The sequence below is a fragment of the Brucella thiophenivorans genome (assembly GCF_002252445.1).
Classification (GTDB): Bacteria; Pseudomonadota; Alphaproteobacteria; order Rhizobiales; family Rhizobiaceae; genus Brucella; species Brucella thiophenivorans.
The window spans coordinates 535,888-552,556 of the sequence record NZ_NNRJ01000019.1 but is presented as its reverse complement, the minus strand read 5'-3'; the positions used below and the strand labels follow the sequence as shown (position 1 = coordinate 552,556).

Sequence of the window (16,669 nt, the reverse complement as noted above, 5' to 3'; positions counted from 1 at the left end):
ATTTATCGGCGTGTTGGTTTAACAGCGCGCCTATTCCACACACGGGATTGGGCTTTTGCCGGGAGAAATCCGGCCTCAGCCTCCGGTGGCGAGTAATCGCCTCAGCCCGTGGAGGTTAAACCGGAAAAGGAAAATACAGATGGCATTGCCTGAATTCAGCATGCGCCAGCTTCTGGAAGCTGGTGTTCACTTTGGTCACCAGACCCACCGCTGGAACCCAAAGATGGCCCCATACATCTATGGCGACCGCAACAACATCCACATTCTCGATCTGTCCCAGACCGTTCCTCTGCTGCACAATGCGCTGAAGGTTGTTTCGGACACCGTTGCTCGCGGCGGTCGTGTTCTGTTCGTTGGCACGAAGCGTCAGGCTTCGGACATTATTGCTGACGCAGCAGCTCGTTCGGCTCAGTATTATGTCAATGCACGCTGGCTCGGCGGCATGATGACCAACTGGAAGACGATCTCGAATTCGATCCAGCGTCTGCGCAAGCTCGACGAAATTCTGTCTGGCGATGCTCAGGGTTATTCGAAGAAGGAACGCCTGACGCTCGAACGCGAACGCGAAAAGCTTGATCGCGCTCTCGGTGGTATCAAGGACATGGGTTCAGTTCCTGACCTGATGTTCATCGTTGACACCAACAAGGAAGCAATTGCTATCCAGGAAGCCAAGCGTCTTGGCATTCCAGTTGTTGCGATCATCGATTCGAACTGCAACCCAGACCAGATCGACTTCCCGATCCCAGGTAACGACGATGCCGCACGCGCTATTTCGCTTTATTGCGATCTGATCGCTCGCGCTGCTCTTGACGGCATTGCACGTCAGCAGGGCGCTATGGGCATCGACGTTGGCGCACAGGCTGAAGCTCCTGTTGAGCCAGCTCTCGAAGCTCCGGCTGCAAGCGCATAATCAGCGCTTATGATTTTCATCCATCCGTCACATGACGGGTGGATAACTTCATTCATTCCGACGCACTCTGCGCCGGTTAAAAGTTGGCACACCCATTCGGTGTGCCTTCGCTTTCGTGAAAGGCGACACAATGAGCATTTCCGCATCACAGGTTAAAGAACTCCGCGAACTGACCGGCGCAGGCATGATGGACTGCAAGGCAGCGCTTGCCGAAACCAATGGCGACATTGAAGCCGCTGTTGATTATCTGCGCGCAAAAGGCATGGCTAAGGCTGACAAGAAAGCTGGCCGTACGGCTGCTGAAGGTCTGGTTGGTGTTGCCGCTTCCGGCAACAAGGCTGTTGTTGTTGAAGTCAACTCCGAAACCGACTTCGTTGCACGCAACGACGCTTTCCAGGACCTCGTTCGCAATATCGCTCAGGCAGCACTTTCGACCGATGGTTCGTCTGAAGCTGTTGCAGCTGCAAATATCGACGGCAAGTCGGTCACGCAGGCTGCTAAGGACGCAGTTGCAACCATTGGTGAAAACATCAGCTTCCGTCGCTCGGCAGCTCTTGAAGTTTCCAAGGGTGCAGTTGCTACCTACATTCACAACGGCGTTGCAGATGGCCTCGGCAAGCTCGGCGTTCTCGTTGCAATCGAAACCGAAGGCAATGCGGAAGCTGCAACCGCATTCGGCCGACAGGTTGCAATGCACGTTGCTGCGATCAACCCGCTTGCTCTGACTGCTGCTGACGTCGACCCGGCTGCTGCCGAGCGCGAAAAGGCAATCTTCATCGAGCAGGCTCGTGAATCTGGCAAGCCAGACGCAATCATCGAAAAGATGATTGAAGGCCGTATGCGCAAGTTCTACGAAGAAGTTGTTCTTCTTTCGCAGGCTTTCGTTATCAATCCAGATCTGACCGTTGAAGCTGCCCTCAAGGAAGCTGAAAAGTCGATCGGCGCTCCTGCAAAGATCACTGGCTTTGCGCGTATTGCTCTCGGTGAAGGCATCGAGAAGGAAGAAAGCGACTTCGCTGCTGAAGTTGCTGCTGCTGCCAAGGGCTAATCCTTTTTTCATTTGAAAAGACCATTGATTATGAAGGGCATCGCGTGACAACGCGGTGCCCTTCGTGTATCGCAACCTCAATACTATTCATTTATCAAAATCTGCGGAGAAGCCTCCATGTCCGTTAAGTCCGCCTATAAACGCGTTCTTCTGAAAGCCTCCGGCGAGGCACTGATGGGCAGTCAGGGTTTTGGCATTGATGTCTCAGTTGCTGATCGTATTGCGAATGACATCAAGCAGGCGCGTGGGCTTGGCGTTGAAGTGGGCGTGGTGATTGGCGGCGGCAATATCTTCCGTGGTGTGGCTGTCGCTTCTAAGGGTGGCGACCGCGTTACTGGCGACCATATGGGTATGCTCGCAACGGTTATTAATTCGCTGGCACTGCGCACCTCACTGCACAAGATCGGCGTGGATGCGGTGGTTCTTTCTGCCATAGCAATGCCTGAAATCTGCGAGAGCTTCTCCCAGCGGCAGGCAACTGCCTATATGGACGAGGGCAAGGTTGTGATTTTTGCAGGCGGTACAGGCAATCCATTCTTCACAACAGATTCTGCCGCAGCTCTGCGTGCGGCGGAAATTGGAGCCGATGCACTTTTAAAGGGTACGCAGGTTGACGGCATTTACACCGCTGATCCTAAAAAAGACCCGACTGCCACACGCTTAGATACGCTTACACATAAGGAAGTTCTGGATCGTGGGCTTGCGGTCATGGATACGACCGCAGTTGCCCTTGCGCGTGAGAACAACATTCCGATAATAGTCTATTCGATCCATGAAAACGGCGGCTTGGCCGAAATTCTGCAAGGCAAAGGACGTTGCACGATCGTTTCCGACAATTGATCGGCAATATTTGATCCGCAATACCAATCGACTGTCTTGCTGCGCACTGAAGGAGAACACTTATGAGCGATGTTTTTGACATCAATGACCTGAAGCGACGCATGGACGGCGCAATCACTGCGCTCAAGCATGACCTTGGTGGTTTGCGTACGGGCCGCGCTTCTGCAAGCTTGCTCGAACCAATTACTATCACGGCATATGGCTCTGAAATGCCGATCAATCAGGTTGCCAATATTACTGTACCTGAATCGCGCATGCTTTCGGTTTCTGTCTGGGACAAAACGATGGTTGGTGCGGTTGAACGTGCGATTCGCGATTCCGGTCTGGGTTTGAACCCAATCACCGATGGCATGACACTTCGTATTCCTTTGCCTGAGCTCAATGAGCAGCGCCGTAAGGAGTTGGTCAAGATTGCGCATCAATATGCGGAGCAGGGCCGCATTGCAGCGCGTCATGTTCGCCGCGATGGCATGGATACGCTCAAGAAGCTCGAAAAGGACGGAGACATCAGTCAGGATGATGGTCGTGGGCTTTCTGAAAAAGTTCAGAAAATGACCGACGAAACCATTGCCGAAATGGACAAGATTGTTTCGGTCAAGGAAGGGGAGATCATGCAGGTTTAGGCCTCGCATGATTTTTCAGTGAGGGAGAGCCGCAATATGTCCGATCCGCGCCACATAGCCATTATCATGGATGGTAATGGTCGTTGGGCAAAGGCGCGTGGGCTGCCACGAACCGCTGGCCATAGGGCAGGGGTCGAGGCGCTGCGCGAAGCCGTGCGCCATGCTGGCAATCGCGGGCTTGGCTATCTCACTCTTTTTGCATTTTCATCTGAAAACTGGTCGCGTCCGAGTGGCGAAGTTGGTGATCTCATGGGATTGCTGAAACTCTTCATCCGACGCGACCTGGCTGAGCTTCATCGTAACAATGTTTGTGTGCGGATCATTGGCGAGCGAGACGGACTGGCATCTGATATTTGTGCATTGCTCGGCGAAGCCGAACAACTTACTCGCAAAAATACCGGGCTTAATCTGATCATTGCGTTTAATTATGGCTCTCGTGACGAGATTGCGCGCGCTGTTAAAAGCCTGGCCAGAGATGTTGCTGCAGGGCGACTGGATCCTGATTCCATTTCGTCTGAGCTGATTTCCGCTAATCTTGACACTGCCAATATTCCCGATCCCGATCTCATTATTCGTACGAGTGGCGAGATGCGGCTTTCGAATTTTCTGCTTTGGCAGGCTGCTTATTCCGAATTTCTTTTTGTTCCGCAGCATTGGCCCGACTTCCAACCTGCCGATCTCGATGCAGCCTTTGAGGTTTTCCGTCAACGCGAGCGTCGTTTTGGCGGTGTCGAAGTGCGCGACGGGCTTGAAGAACATTCATCCACAACTGAATGCACTCCGGCAAAAGGTGCTGCTGTCTGACGTGGCCTGTCCGTTTAGAGCGCATGAAGGTTGCTCTAACAGTTTAAGTTTATTGCATAACTCTTAATTTGATTTCGATTTAGGAATTACGCAATGGTCGAAAGGTATCAATGTCAAATCTGCAAACGCGTATTCTGACGGCAATCGTTTTAGGGGCTGCAGCTCTTTGGCTGACCTGGATAGGCGGGTTGGGGTTCACTTTGTTTTCGATCGCCATTGGTCTGGCGATGTTTTACGAGTGGACTGAACTGAGTACGACAAAGCAGACATCCTTTTCCCGACTTTTTGGCTGGGGCTGGTTGATTATCACCTTTGTGCTGCTGGTTCTTGATCGCGGCGCTTTGCTGACAATCGGCGTTTTGCTGTTGGGAACGCTTGTTTTGCTGATAACGCAATGGAAGACCGGACGTGGCTGGCCAGCTTCTGGTCTTTTCTATACCGGTTTTTCAGCGATTTCGCTTTCGCTGTTGCGTGGTGACGAGCCGTTCGGCTTCACGGCTATCTGTTTTCTTTTTGCAGTCGTATGGTCGACCGACATTGCGGCTTATTTCAACGGACGTGCTCTTGGTGGCCCCAAGCTCGCACCACGCTTTTCGCCTAATAAGACATGGTCTGGAGCGTTGGGTGGAGCGGCGGCAGCCGTTGCTGGCGGCATTCTTGTTGCCTCACTTGTTGCTGCGCCCGGTAGCTGGATCGTGCCTTTGCTGGCTCTTCTTCTGTCTATTGTTTCGCAGATCGGTGATCTCGCAGAATCATGGGTAAAGCGTCAGTTTGGTGCAAAAGACTCAGGTCGTCTCCTGCCGGGTCATGGAGGAGTGCTTGATCGTGTCGATGGGCTTGTCGCGGCGGCGGCACTTCTATACCTGTTTGGTGCGATAATCGCCGAGCCAGATGTGCCATCTGCAATCTTTTTTAGTTTTTGACCGCGTATGAATTTGTAGGAGTGGTAATTTGCAAGAGGCTCTCGCCTTTTTCATCGGCAGCGAAAGTCTGCTCGTAGGGACGATAATTCCATTTCTGTTTGTGCTCACGGTTGTCGTTTTTGTGCATGAAATGGGACACTATCTGGTCGGCAGATGGTGCGGCATTGGCGCTAGCGCCTTTTCTGTAGGATTTGGACCTGAATTGATCGGCTTTACCGATAAGCATGGCACGCGCTGGAAGCTTTCGGCCATTCCGCTCGGCGGCTATGTGAAGTTTCTCGGTGATGAAAGTGCCACGAGCTCGCCGGTGGGTGTGGATAATTCCAATCTGAGTGCGGAAGATCAGAGCAGGGCTTTTCATACGCAACCGGTCTGGAAGCGTGCGGCTACAGTTTTTGCCGGTCCTCTATTCAATATCATTCTTACGGTCGTTATTTTCAGCGTGTTTTTCGCGCTTTACGGCAAACAGATTGCTGATCCGCTCGTTGCGGGTGTTCAACCCGACAGCCCGGCTGCAGCAGCAGGATTTGAACCGGGTGACCGTTTTATCAGCGTCGAAGGCCAGAAGATCACTACTTTTTCCGATGTGCAGCGTATTGTGTCTGGGCGTTCGGGCGATGAGTTGGATTTCACGGTTGAGCGCGACGGCAAGATGGTCGACCTGAAAGCGACGCCGGCTTTGGTCGAGCGAACTGACCCTCTTGGCAATCAAGTCAAAATGGGTGCAATCGGCGTTGAAACCACTCAGGCCGTCGGGAATTTTCGCCGGATTGAATATGGTCCTCTCGAATCAGTCGGGCAGGCCATTGTGGAAACCGGGTATATTATCAGCCGCACTGGAGAATTTTTTCAACGCTTTGCAGTTGGACGTGAAGACAAATGTCAGCTGGGTGGGCCTGTGAAAATTGCCAATATGGCAGGTAAGGCAGCAAGTCAGGGTTTCGACTGGTTGATCCAGCTCACAGCCATGCTTTCCATCGGTATAGGGCTTTTGAACCTGTTTCCCCTCCCACCTTTGGACGGCGGGCATCTGGTTTTCTATGCTGTGGAAGCGATTAAAGGCAGCCCTCTATCTGTCCGTGCCCAGGAGCTTTTCTACCGCGTTGGATTTCTCGTTGTGATGGGATTCATGGGGTTCGTACTTTTCAACGACCTGTTTGCCTGCTAGATGACTGGGCAATTGGTTGACGAGGAACCGGGTCGCGCTGCCAATCTGGCGGGGCCCACCATTTTTACGAAGCACCACTCACATTAAAAAACTGTGCAGAGGTGTTAATCAGAAATGAACATTGGGTGCGAGGATCGGAAAAGCGTAGTGATCTGTTTACCATAACTGTTAAATCGCGTGGCATGGATGCCACGCTGATTGCTTAAGTAAACAGATTTTAACCGTGACGCTTGCTTGTATAGAAAAACCGGCTATTACGGTTGTATCTATACGTGCATTTCTGGGAAAATCGCCCCGGGGACAGAAAGAAACGAAGGTTCGGAAAGCCCATGACGGCAAGTTCTAAATTCTTTGGTGCCGCTTCAGCGCTCGCCATGTCAGTTGCTCTTGTAGCTTCGGGTTCGGCTGCGCTCTCTCTGGTGTCGGTCAATGCTGCTCAGGCTGCTGTTGTCAATCGCATTGAAGTGCGCGGAAATTCCCGCGTTGATGCACAGACGATCCGTGACAACATCGACATTCGCCCAGGTAAGGCTTTTAACAGCACCGACATTGATGATGCCGTAAAGCGTCTCTATGCCATGGGCCTGTTTTCTGATGTTCGCATCAATCAGTCAGGCAGCACGCTCGTTGTTCATGTTGATGAGCGTTCAGTCGTCAACAATGTCCTGTTCCAGGGCAACAAGAAGATCAAGGATCCCGACCTTGCTCGCGCTGTCCAGCTCAAGGCCCGTTCGCCTTATGATGCTGCAGTGATGGAAGCTGACAAGGAAGCCATCAAGGGTGCTTATGCACATATCGGTCGTAGCGATGCGATCGTGAATGCACGCACTGTTGATCTTGGTCAGGGTCGCGTGAACGTGGTCTATGAGATCACCGAGGGCGGTCGCACGAAAATCGCCGATATTAATTTTGTCGGTAACAATACCTACGGTTCGCGTCGTCTTCGCGATGTCATCTCCACCAAGCGTTCGAACCCGCTGTCGTGGTTGACCCGTAACGATGTCTATGATGAAGGCCGTTTGCAGGCTGATGAAGAAGCGCTGCGTCGTTTCTACTATAATCGCGGTTACGCAGATTTCCGCGTTCTGTCTTCGAATGCTACGCTCGATCCTTCAACGAACGAATACACGATCACCATCACTGTTGATGAAGGTCAGCGTTATAACTTCGGCAATGTGACTGTTGAAAGCACCGTGGACGGTGTGGATACGCAGGCTCTTGATCGTCTCGTCAAGACCCGTGCTGGCAAGCCTTACAGTGCCAAGGAAGTCGAAGATTCGGTTACTGCTATCACGGAAAACGTTGCGGGTAGCGGTTATGCATTTGCCAAGGTCGAGCCTCGCGGTGACCGTGACTTTGAAAACAACACGATTTCGCTCGTTTACAGTGTTGATCAAGGTCCGCGCGCTTACGTTGAGCGCATTGAAATCCGTGGCAACGACAAGACTCGCGATTACGTAATCCGTCGTGAATTCGATATGAATGAAGGCGATGCTTTCAATCAGGTTATGGTTCAGCGCGCGAAGCGTCGTCTCGAAGCTCTCGATTTCTTCCAGACTGTCAATGTATCGACTGCTCCTGGCGCAGAGCCTGATCAGGTTATTCTGGTTGTTGACGTTGTTGAAAAGTCGACAGGTGAGTTCTCGATCGGTGGTGGTTATACGACCGGCGGTGAATCGCCGGGCGCGCAGGTTGAAGCTGCGATCACCGAACGTAACTTCCTCGGACGTGGTCAGTTCATCCGTATCAGTGCGGGTGCCGGTCAGGACAAGATGCGTAATTACGCACTGTCGTTCACCGAGCCGTATTTCCTTGGCTATCGTATGTCGGCTGGCTTCGACGTGTTCCGTCGTTCGTACCGCGTCGACAGTGGCGGTCGCTATGATGTTGAACAGACAGGCGGCACGATTCGTTTCGGTCTTCCGATCACGGATAACTTCTCGGCTGGTCTGGCTTACAATCTCGTTCAGGAGAAGTATGACCTGTATATTCAGGACGCGTCCGGTAATCCTGATCCAAATTATTACGCGCCTGCTCTTATCGAGGCTGGCGAATACAGCCCATGGTTGCGTTCTTCGATCAGCTACTCACTGACCTATAACTCCATTGATGATATGAAGAATCCGCATGACGGTATTTATGCGCGCTTCAATCAGGAGTTTGCAGGTCTTGGCGGTGATGCAAAGTACATCAAGACGACATTCAAGGGTAATTACTATCAGACACTTGCACAGGAAGCCGACATCGTCGGTATGCTGGGTGTAGGTGGTGGTTATATCCACGAATTTGGCAATGACGGCGTTCGTATCTTCGATTTGTTCAAGAATAATTCGGATATGATCCGCGGCTTTAAGTTCAACGGGATTGGTCCATATCAGGATTCTGGTAATGGTAACCGTTACTGGTTAGGCGGAACGACTTACGCGAATGCTACAGCGGAAGTTCAGTTCCCGATGCCTCTCGTTCCAGATAGCCTCGGAATTCGTGGTGCGTTCTTTGCCGACGCGGCAACGCTCTATGGAAACAATACATCGGGTGCCTTGGGTGACGACAAGAAGCTTCGCGCTTCTGTTGGTCTTAGCTTGATGTGGGCGTCACCATTTGGTCCGCTGCGCTTCGACTACGCGTTCCCGGTTGCAAAAGCTGACACCGATAAGGTTCAGAATTTCAACTTCGGCGTTTCGACCAAGTTCTAATAGATTTGCCTTTTCCCGGGGCAGACATGCCCCGGGCAAGAAAGTGCTTTAATGGCAGATCCCATTTTCTTTAAGCCTTCTCGTGAACTCACGATTGGTGATATTGCAGATTTTACCGGTGCAAGCCTTCGCAACACGAAGCTTGCACCGCGTTCTGTTGCGCGTTTGGCCTCTTTGAATGATGCGAGTGAAAACGCGCTCGTTTTTGTTGATGGCAAGAAAAATGCATTGGCGCTTGCAGGCATGAAGGCCGCAGGTGTTCTTTGTTCGGAAGATGTTGCGGATAGCGTACCTTCCGGTATTGCCACCCTAGTTACCAGAAATCCCCAGCGTGATTTTTCCTCCGTTGGACGCATGCTGTTCCCTGTTTCTGTACGGCCTGAAAGCTGGCTCGGTGAAACGGGCATTTCAGCGGCTGCTTTTATACACCCAACTGCAAAGATTGAAGACGGCGTTACCATTGAACCGGGTGCTGCGATTGGCAAGAATGCCAGCATCGGTTCAGGTACTTTGATTGCAGCGACTGCTGTTATCGGCGAGGGCTGCCAGATCGGTCGCGATTGTTACATCGCGCCGGGCGTGGCTGTTCAGTTTGCCATGATCGGCAATCGCGTCTCTTTGCATCCGGGTGTTCGTATCGGACAAGACGGGTTTGGCTATGTGCCCGGTCCTAGAGGCCTTGAAAAGGTGCCACAGCTCGGCCGTGTTATTCTGCAGGATGATGTCGAGATCGGTGCAAATACGACGATTGATCGCGGCGCGTTGAGCGACACTGTCATCGGCGAAGGTACAAAGATCGATAATCTGGTGCAGATTGCGCATGGTGTGCGTTTTGGCCGTTTTTGTGTTGTGGCTGCACTCTGCGGTATTTCGGGGAGTGTCGTTATCGGTGATCAAACCATGATCGGCGGCAGCGTAGGCCTTGCCGATCATGTGGTTATCGGTTCGCGTGTACAGATTGCTGCAGGTAGCGGCGTTATGAATGACATACCCGATGGCGAGCGCTGGGGGGGCGTCCCGGCTCGACCAATCAAGCAATGGTTCAGAGATATTGCGAATATCCGAAGCATCGGGAAACCAAGAAAGGAGCAATCCTCAGATGAGTGATGCTAATCTGAAGCTTGAAACCGCAGACATTCAGACTATTTTGCGTGCGCTTCCGCATCGTTATCCGTTTTTGCTGATCGACCGTATCATTGATATTGATGGTGATCAGTCTGCGACCGGCATCAAGAATGTCACGATGAATGAACCGCATTTTACTGGTCATTTTCCAGATAAGCCAATTATGCCGGGTGTTCTGATTATTGAAGCTATGGCGCAGACAGCTGGTGCTATTACGGTTCTGAAGAACGGTTCTGATAAGCCTAGCCTTGTTTATTTCATGACGATTGACAAAGCGAAGTTCCGCCGTCCTGTAGTTCCTGGCGATCAGCTTCACCTTCACGTGAAAAAGATCAAACAGCGCGGAAATATCTCTAAATTTGAGTGCGTAGCTCAAGTTGATGGCGTAAAGGTTGCCGAAGCTGAAGTCGCCGCAATGGTTGGCGTAGCCGAAGAAAAGGCGTAAGTACCTCAATGAAGGAAACTTTCATCCATCCTACAGCTCTTGTAGAGCAGGGTGTGGAACTCGGACAAGGCGTCTCTGTGGGCCCTTTTTGTCACGTTCAGTCTGGTGCAGTCATTGGCGATGGCTCGGAGCTGATGAGCCACGTTGTGATCAGCGACGCCGTAACGCTTGGCGCTGGCGCAAAAGTCTATCCGCATGCCGTTCTTGGTTGTGATCCGCAAAACGGAAAACATAAGGGCGGTCCAACCAAGCTGATCGTTGGCACAAACTGCCTGATCCGCGAAGGCGTTACGATGCATCGCGGTTCTGATAGCAGCCGCGGTTACACAAGTGTGGGCGATAATTGCCAGTTCCTGGCTTATGCTCACGTTGCGCATGACTGCGACGTTGGTGATCATGTTACTTTCGCTAATAACGTGATGATCGGTGGTCACGTTGAGATCGGCCACCATGCAATTCTCGGTGGCGGTTCGGCGGTTCACCAGTTCACGCGCGTCGGTCATCATGCCTTCGTTGGTGGCATGGCAGCACTTGCGCATGATCTCATTCCTTATGGGAGTGCAATTGGGAACCACGCCTATCTTGGTGGCCTCAACATTATCGGCATGAAACGCTCGGGTATGCAACGCAAGGATATTCATAATCTGCGCCATGCCGTGCATATGCTGTTTGATCGCTCCAAGCCGGTTCGCGAACGTGCGCAGGATGTTCTAAAAACATTTCCTGAATCAGACGGTGTGACTGATCTTATTTCCTTCATTCTGGTAGAAAATAAGCGTGCCTATTGCACACCGCCGCTTGGCTCATCCGTAGGCGGAGCGATGGATGACGGTGACGATTGATAGTGGGACGAGCGCGATAAAGCGCCCCCGCACGGCCATTATTGCTGGCAACGGACTGTTGCCGATTAAAGTGGCTGAAGCTTTGAAGGCGGATGGAAATCCGCCTTTTGTGCTTCCCTTGCGTGGCGAAGCTGATGCTTCGCTCTACGAATATGAGCATCAGGAAATCGCAGTTATCGATTTTGGCATGCTTATTCGCGCCATGCGCTCTGCTGGTGTTCGTCAGGTGGTGTTGGCGGGTGGCCTTCGCAATCGTCCGCATTTAAGTGATCTGAAGATCAATCTGCCGACGCTGCGAGCCATGCGATATGTTTTGGTTGCTCTTGGGCAGGGCGACGATGCTTTGCTGCGTGCGTTTATGCGTCTGCTTGAACGCTATGGCTTTAAGATGGTTGGGGCACATGAAGTTGTACCGGACCTGCTGTCCCCTGAACCGGCACGTTGCATCACACGTCTAACACCCGATTCAAAAGAGCGGCGTAATATTGCGCTAGCGATGGAAGCTGCTCTCTATCTTGGTGAACTTGATGTTGGGCAGGGCGCAATTGCTGCTGGCGGTCGTGTTGTCGCGCTTGAAGGCGCTGAAGGCACCGATCAGATGATCGAGCGCGTCTATGCACTTCGTGAGGCTGGTAGAATTTCCAAACGCGGAGGTGTCCTTGTCAAAATGGCTAAGCCACGTCAGGATGAGCGAGCCGATCTGCCGGCTATTGGCGTATCCACGGTGGAAAATGCAGCGCGGGCTGGATTGTCTGGGATTGTGATTGAAGCGGGGCGTACGTTTATTCTCGGCCTCGGCGAAACGATTGCTGCGGCCAATGAAAAAGGCCTTTTCATTGAGACGATTAGTCGAAGCACAAAGGACATAAAAGGGTGAGTAAAACCAGCCGGCCATTGAAAATAGCGATCGTGGCTGGAGAAGAATCCGGCGATCTTCTTGGTGCCGATCTGATTGATGCGTTGCGAGGCCAGACCGACAGGCTGGTCGACATCATTGGCGTTGGTGGCGAACATCTGACGGCGCGCGGGCTTAAAAGCTTCTTCGACCCGCATGAGATTGCTTTGATGGGCCTCGGAGCGATTCTCAAAAATCTGCCCGGTCTTATCGTGCGTATCCGCCAAACAGCGAAGCGCATTGTGGCAGAAAAGCCCGATTGCATTTTGTTGATCGATAGCCCGGAATTTACCCATCGCGTTGCAAAGAAAATACGTGCCGCCGATCCATCTATTCCAATTGTAAAATATATTGCACCAAGCGTTTGGGCGTGGCGTCCGCAGCGGGCAAAGGCCATGCGCGCCTATGTCGATCATGTTTTGACGGTTCTGCCGTTCGAGGTCGAAGTGATGAAGCGCCTCAACGGTCCGCAATCGACCTATGTCGGCCATCGTTTGAGCAGCTATGCGCCAATTGTTGCGGTGCAGGCGGCGCAAAGAGAAGCGGAGAAGACGCGTTGGGCGGACGATTCACGTTGCCTTCTGCTGCTTCCCGGTTCCCGTCGTGGTGAACTCCAGATGCTGATGGAGCCATTTGGCAAGGCGGTTGCCGAACTTTCAACACGCGTGGAAAAGCTTGAAGTCATTCTGCCGACCCTCCCGCGCATTGAGGAAATCGTGCGCGAGATGTCCAAAGACTGGGCGGTCAAACCTTTGATCGTGACGGGTGATGAAGCGAAATGGCAGGCTTTTGCACGCGCTGACGCCGCATTGGCTGCATCGGGTACGGTTTCTCTGGAACTGGCTCTGTCGCATATTCCGACGGTGCTTTCCTATAAGGCCGACTGGTTCGCACGTCAGTTTCTGATTTCCAAGATTACAGTCTGGAGTGCTGCTCTGCCTAACATCATTGCAGACCAGCCTGTCGTACCGGAATTTTTCAATGAATCTGTCAGGCCTGGAAATCTTGCGCGTTATGTTGAGCAATTGATGCTGAAAAGTGCTTCACGCCAGGCCCAGATTGATGGGTTTGATAAGGTCACATCCATTATGGCGACAGAACGCCCATCGGGTGAGATCGGCGCGCAGGTACTGCTTGATCTTGCAGAGAACGGCAGAAAGCGCTGAAAATCTGAGAATTTATACAAACAAAAACCCCGGCAATTTGCCGGGGTTTTTGTTTTGCTTACTTGCGCTTTGCGACCGGTACGTAATCGCGTTCTGGAGCGCCTGTGTAAAGCTGGCGCGGACGACCGATCTTCTGCTGTGGATCTTCGATCATTTCCTTCCACTGAGCGACCCAGCCGACGGTGCGGGCGAGTGCGAACAGAACCGTAAACATTTCGGTTGGGAAGCCGAGAGCCTTCAACGTAATTCCCGAATAGAAGTCGATATTTGGATAGAGCTTCTTTTCGATGAAATATTCGTCGGTCAGAGCGATCTTTTCGAGTTCCAGGGCTACGTCGAGCAGCGGATCGTCCTTGATGCCGAGTTCGCCGAGAACCTCGTGGCAGGTCTTCTGCATGATCTTTGCACGCGGATCGTAGTTCTTGTAAACGCGATGACCAAAGCCCATCAGGCGAAATGGATCGTTCTTGTCCTTAGCGCGAGCGATGAACTCTGGAATGCGGTCAACAGTGCCGATTTCAGCGAGCATATTGAGCGCTGCTTCATTTGCACCGCCATGTGCCGGGCCCCAGAGGCAGGCAACGCCCGCAGCGATACAAGCAAACGGATTTGCACCCGACGAGCCTGCAAGGCGAACAGTCGAGGTCGAGGCGTTCTGCTCGTGATCAGCATGCAGGATGAAGATGCGGTCCATAGCGCGGGCTAGAACCGGATTGACCTTGTAATCTTCGCAAGGAACAGCAAAGCACATATGCAGGAAGTTTGCTGCGAAATCGAGGTCGTTTTTCGGATACATGAACGGCTGGCCGATATGGTATTTATAGGCCATTGCAGCAAGAGTGGGCACCTTTGCCAGCAGGCGGATGGATGCAACCATACGCTGATGCGGGTCGGTGATGTCGGTCGAGTCGTGATAGAAGGCCGACATTGCGCCAACGCAGCCAACGATCACTGCCATCGGATGTGCGTCACGACGGAAGCCGGTGAAGAAGCGTGTCATCTGCTCGTGGACCATCGTGTGACGGGTCACGCGATAATCAAAATCTGACTTCTGGGTTGCTGTAGGAAGTTCGCCGTAAAGCAAAAGATAGCAGGTTTCGAGAAAGTCGCCATGCTCAGCGAGCTGATCAATCGGATAACCGCGATAAAGAAGAACACCTTCGTCACCATCAATATAGGTGATCTTGGATTCGCACGAAGCAGTCGATGTGAAGCCCGGATCGTAGGTGAAAGCATTTGCATTCTTGTAAAGTGGACCGATGTCGACGACCTCCGGCCCGACAGTGCCTTGTCGTACAGGCAGGTCGAATGTTTTGCCGTCGAGGGTAAAGCTAGCTGTCTTATCTGACATCGTGTTTCCTTTCGTGTCCACTTTGCCGCCCGTGCGGCGGCTGAATTTTAATCGTCGTTATAACTTGTCTCTCGCAACATTTATATGTCTTCCGCTTTTGCGGAAGACCGGCTTTTCAACGCATTAGTCGACGATTTCGCTCGCCAAACTATCCCAATGATTTTGTGATGCAATGCGTAATTTGTACTAATTAGACCCGTTTTGTCACGTCAGCGTGAATGCTAACATTTTAAACGATTTGATCTTTTACACGTGCAATCGACTCTTCGCGGCCAAGAACGAAGAGAACGTCGAATACACCTGGCGAGGTGGCGCGACCGGTCAGTGCTGCGCGTAGCGGTTGCGCAACCTTACCAAGTTTCAGGCCGACTTCCTCTGCATGGGCGCGAACCGCTGCATCAAGTGATTCAACGCTCCACTCCGAAGTTGCTTCGAGATGTGGAATCACAGCTTTGAGAACAGCGCGTCCTTCATCATTAAGCAAAGAGGCAGCTTTTTCGTCGAATTTCAGTGGACGCTTCGCGAAGATGAATTTCGCACCATCGGCCAGTTCAACAAGCGTTTTGGCGCGGTCTTTGAGGCCCGGCATAGCAGTAAGAAGCTGCGCACGGCCCTTTTCATCAAGGGATGCTTCGAGTTCCTTGCCACCTTCGATTTCCGGTAATACAGCAATCAATGCATCGAAAAGCGCTTTATCATCGCTGTTACGCATATAGACGCCGTTGATGGCTTCCAGTTTCTGGAAGTCAAAACGTGCAGCGCCTTTGTTTATATCTGTGACGTCAAACCATTCAATCATTTGTTCGGTGGACATGATTTCATCATCGCCATGGCTCCATCCAAGGCGCACGAGATAATTGCGTAGTGCTTCTGGCAGATAGCCCATGGCGCGATAGGCATCGACGCCAAGAGCGCCATGGCGCTTGGAAAGCTTTGCACCATCCGCGCCGTGAATGAGCGGAATATGCGACATCTGCGGAACATTCCAGCCCATTGCGTCGTAAATGACGGTCTGACGTGCAGCATTTGTCAGATGGTCATCGCCACGGATGATGTGGGTGACGCCCATATCGTGATCGTCAACGACAACAGCATGCATATAGGTTGGATTGCCATCGGAACGCAGAATGATGAAATCATCGAGGTCCTTATTCGGAAAACGCACATCGCCTTGTACAGCATCGCGCACAAGGGTTTCGCCTTCGCGCGGCGCCTTGATTCGGATAACCGGCTTAACACCTTCGGGAGCTTCGGACGGATCGCGATCACGCCAGCGGCCATCATAACGCGGCGGACGGCCTTCGGCGCGAGCCTTTTCGCGCATGTCTTCAAGTTCTTGCGGCGTTGCATAGCAATAGTAGGCTTTGCCCTTGGTAACCAGTTCTTCAGCCACTTCACGGTGACGCGGAGCGCGTTCAAACTGCGAAATCACTTCGCCATTCCAGTCAAGACCAAGCCAAGTCAGGCCATCGAGGATTGCTGCCGTTGCAGCGTCTGATGAGCGCTCGCGATCCGTGTCCTCAATGCGCAGCAGCATCTTGCCGCCGGTGTGTTTGGCATAGAGCCAGTTGAACAGGGCGGTCCGGGCTCCGCCAATATGCAGAAAACCGGTGGGCGAAGGGGCAAAACGGGTTACGACCGGTTTCGACATGACAGCTCCACTGTATCAGAGCCTCGTGTGACAACGGCAGGACGCCGCGCGTGAGGCAGAATTTTGAATATCTAGTGCCCGTTTGTTTGTCGTCTACGGGCGATGAGGATTCTTAAAGCGGGAACCCTCTCGATTTTGACTGGGTTTCATGTAGCATAGGCAGCACAGTGCGCAAGGGTTTC

At 52.4% G+C, this 16,669-nt stretch carries 15 protein-coding genes; 13 read left to right on the top strand and 2 right to left on the bottom strand.

The genetic code is table 11. The features are described 5' to 3' along the window. Positions 1–139: 139 nt before the first annotated feature. The 13 genes from rpsB (at position 140) to lpxB (ending at position 13,485) form a co-directional block, all read left to right on the top strand. Entirely contained in the window at positions 140–910 is a 771-nt protein-coding gene (gene rpsB, locus CEV31_RS12115) for a 30S ribosomal protein S2 (protein WP_094507265.1), read from the top strand. 130 nt (positions 911–1,040) lie between these two features. Continuing rightward, positions 1,041–1,958 carry a translation elongation factor Ts gene (tsf, locus tag CEV31_RS12110; RefSeq protein WP_094507264.1) on the top strand — a complete coding sequence of 306 codons (918 nt, stop codon included), beginning with the start codon at positions 1,041–1,043 and terminating at the stop codon, positions 1,956–1,958. A 117-nt stretch (positions 1,959–2,075) separates the two neighbouring features. After that, positions 2,076–2,798 (top strand): UMP kinase, encoded by a 723-nt coding sequence (gene pyrH / locus CEV31_RS12105; protein ID WP_094507263.1) that lies wholly within the window; start codon positions 2,076–2,078, stop codon positions 2,796–2,798. Positions 2,799–2,860: 62 nt separating this feature from the next. Next, positions 2,861–3,421: a ribosome recycling factor gene (gene frr, locus CEV31_RS12100; RefSeq protein ID WP_094507262.1), complete on the top strand. Its 561-nt coding sequence runs from the start codon at positions 2,861–2,863 to the stop codon at positions 3,419–3,421. 18 nt (positions 3,422–3,439) lie between these two features. Continuing rightward, entirely contained in the window at positions 3,440–4,225 is a 786-nt protein-coding gene (locus tag CEV31_RS12095) for an isoprenyl transferase (RefSeq protein WP_268876334.1), read from the top strand. Positions 4,226–4,335: 110 nt separating this feature from the next. Continuing rightward, positions 4,336–5,148, top strand: a complete 813-nt coding sequence (locus CEV31_RS12090; protein ID WP_094507260.1) for a phosphatidate cytidylyltransferase — start codon at positions 4,336–4,338, stop codon at positions 5,146–5,148. Between the two features lie 28 nt (positions 5,149–5,176). Further along, positions 5,177–6,316, top strand: a complete 1,140-nt coding sequence (gene rseP / locus CEV31_RS12085) for an RIP metalloprotease RseP (protein ID WP_094507259.1) — start codon at positions 5,177–5,179, stop codon at positions 6,314–6,316. 329 nt (positions 6,317–6,645) lie between these two features. Beyond that, positions 6,646–9,012, top strand: coding sequence for an outer membrane protein assembly factor BamA (bamA, locus tag CEV31_RS12080; RefSeq protein WP_094507258.1), 2,367 nt, complete (start codon positions 6,646–6,648; stop codon positions 9,010–9,012). 51 nt (positions 9,013–9,063) lie between these two features. Beyond that, positions 9,064–10,119, top strand: coding sequence for a UDP-3-O-(3-hydroxymyristoyl)glucosamine N-acyltransferase (gene lpxD, locus CEV31_RS12075; RefSeq protein WP_094507257.1), 1,056 nt, complete (start codon positions 9,064–9,066; stop codon positions 10,117–10,119). Continuing rightward, positions 10,112–10,582, top strand: a complete 471-nt coding sequence (gene fabZ / locus CEV31_RS12070) for a 3-hydroxyacyl-ACP dehydratase FabZ (protein WP_094507256.1) — start codon at positions 10,112–10,114, stop codon at positions 10,580–10,582. Before lpxD ends, fabZ begins: the two co-directional genes overlap by 8 nt. Before the next feature lie 8 nt (positions 10,583–10,590). Beyond that, on the top strand, positions 10,591–11,424 hold the full coding sequence (gene lpxA, locus CEV31_RS12065; protein WP_094507255.1) for an acyl-ACP--UDP-N-acetylglucosamine O-acyltransferase: 834 nt from the start codon (positions 10,591–10,593) through the stop codon (positions 11,422–11,424). Continuing rightward, complete coding sequence (locus CEV31_RS12060; protein ID WP_094507254.1) at positions 11,408–12,301, top strand: LpxI family protein; 894 nt, start codon at positions 11,408–11,410, stop codon at positions 12,299–12,301. Before lpxA ends, CEV31_RS12060 begins: the two co-directional genes overlap by 17 nt. Further along, the gene (gene lpxB / locus CEV31_RS12055) at positions 12,298–13,485 is read left to right on the top strand and encodes a lipid-A-disaccharide synthase (protein WP_094507253.1); all 1,188 of its coding nucleotides are present in this window, start codon (positions 12,298–12,300) and stop codon (positions 13,483–13,485) included. Before CEV31_RS12060 ends, lpxB begins: the two co-directional genes overlap by 4 nt. Before the next feature lie 58 nt (positions 13,486–13,543). On the opposite strand, the gene gltA is transcribed toward lpxB, so the two are convergent. Then, positions 13,544–14,836, bottom strand: coding sequence for a citrate synthase (gltA, locus tag CEV31_RS12050; RefSeq protein WP_094507365.1), 1,293 nt, complete (start codon positions 14,834–14,836; stop codon positions 13,544–13,546). Between the two features lie 229 nt (positions 14,837–15,065). Then, positions 15,066–16,487: a glutamate--tRNA ligase gene (gene gltX / locus CEV31_RS12045; RefSeq protein WP_094507252.1), complete on the bottom strand. Its 1,422-nt coding sequence runs from the start codon at positions 16,485–16,487 to the stop codon at positions 15,066–15,068. Between the last annotated feature and the right edge of the window lie 182 nt (positions 16,488–16,669).

What these genes read in the sequence shown, in the direction of transcription:
- CEV31_RS12060 (WP_094507254.1), top strand. Translation starts at nt 11,408, where the DNA reads ATGACGGTGACGATTGATAGTGGGACGAGCGCGATAAAGCGCCCCCGC.
- CEV31_RS12090 (WP_094507260.1), top strand. Translation starts at nt 4,336, where the DNA reads ATGTCAAATCTGCAAACGCGTATTCTGACGGCAATCGTTTTAGGGGCT.
- pyrH (WP_094507263.1), top strand. Translation starts at nt 2,076, where the DNA reads ATGTCCGTTAAGTCCGCCTATAAACGCGTTCTTCTGAAAGCCTCCGGC.
- frr (WP_094507262.1), top strand. Translation starts at nt 2,861, where the DNA reads ATGAGCGATGTTTTTGACATCAATGACCTGAAGCGACGCATGGACGGC.
- fabZ (WP_094507256.1), top strand. Translation starts at nt 10,112, where the DNA reads ATGAGTGATGCTAATCTGAAGCTTGAAACCGCAGACATTCAGACTATT.
- gltX (WP_094507252.1), bottom strand. Translation starts at nt 16,487, where the DNA reads ATGTCGAAACCGGTCGTAACCCGTTTTGCCCCTTCGCCCACCGGTTTT.
- lpxD (WP_094507257.1), top strand. Translation starts at nt 9,064, where the DNA reads ATGGCAGATCCCATTTTCTTTAAGCCTTCTCGTGAACTCACGATTGGT.
- tsf (WP_094507264.1), top strand. Translation starts at nt 1,041, where the DNA reads ATGAGCATTTCCGCATCACAGGTTAAAGAACTCCGCGAACTGACCGGC.
- lpxA (WP_094507255.1), top strand. Translation starts at nt 10,591, where the DNA reads ATGAAGGAAACTTTCATCCATCCTACAGCTCTTGTAGAGCAGGGTGTG.
- rpsB (WP_094507265.1), top strand. Translation starts at nt 140, where the DNA reads ATGGCATTGCCTGAATTCAGCATGCGCCAGCTTCTGGAAGCTGGTGTT.
- gltA (WP_094507365.1), bottom strand. Translation starts at nt 14,836, where the DNA reads ATGTCAGATAAGACAGCTAGCTTTACCCTCGACGGCAAAACATTCGAC.
- bamA (WP_094507258.1), top strand. Translation starts at nt 6,646, where the DNA reads ATGACGGCAAGTTCTAAATTCTTTGGTGCCGCTTCAGCGCTCGCCATG.